Origin of the sequence: Pseudoalteromonas sp. S3178 (assembly GCF_005886985.1) — a bacterium.
Lineage (GTDB): Bacteria > Pseudomonadota > Gammaproteobacteria > Enterobacterales > Alteromonadaceae > Pseudoalteromonas > Pseudoalteromonas carrageenovora.
The window spans coordinates 1-736 of the sequence record NZ_PNCW01000140.1 but is presented as its reverse complement, the minus strand read 5'-3'; the positions used below and the strand labels follow the sequence as shown (position 1 = coordinate 736).

The 736-nt window shown below is 46.6% G+C and carries 1 protein-coding gene; it reads left to right on the top strand.

The features are described from left to right. A partial coding sequence (locus CWC11_RS20370) for a gamma-glutamyltransferase (RefSeq protein WP_171038468.1) occupies positions 1–736 on the top strand: 736 nt, incomplete at both ends.

Below are 736 nucleotides of genomic sequence, written 5' to 3'. Positions count from 1 at the left end.
AGCGTGGTTTACCCACATATGAACTCGATTGGTGGCGACAGCTTTTGGCTTATTGATAACCCAAACCAAAGCACACCCACCGCAATTGATGCATGCGGGCGCGCACCAAGCGACATAAGTGCCTACAGTAATGAGCAACACATACCAGAGCGAGGCGGTTTAAGCGCATTGACTCAAGCGGCTACGCTTCGTGGCTGGCAAAAAGCACTTGAGGTAGATGAGCACGCAGCCCTGCCACTAAGTACTATTTTAGCGCCTGCTATTAAGCTAGCGCGCGAAGGTTTTACTGTTACAAAAAGCCTGCAAGCGGGCTGCGAAAAACTGGCAAGTGTTGCCAATACTAACGATGCCTTTAAAGCGCTATACATCCCCAACGGTAAACCTTTACAAGCAGGGCAACACTTTAAAAACCCAAAACTTGCCAATACCTTTGAGCATTTGGCAAAGCACGGCTTAAACGCTTTTTATGAAGGTGAACTTGCCGACTCGTTTGCCAGCGATTTAGCCAAAGCCGGCAGTATTATTACCCCAGCCGACATTGCAAATACAAAAGCAGATGTAGTGACCCCACTTAGTGCTAATTTATCGGGTATTAATTGCTATAACTTACCGGCACCTACACAAGGGGTGCATTCACTGCAAATAATTGGTGCGGTTAATAAACTAAAACACAAAGCTAACACCGAAGCCGACTGGACCCACTTAATTGTAGAGGCCACAAAACAAAGCTTTACTC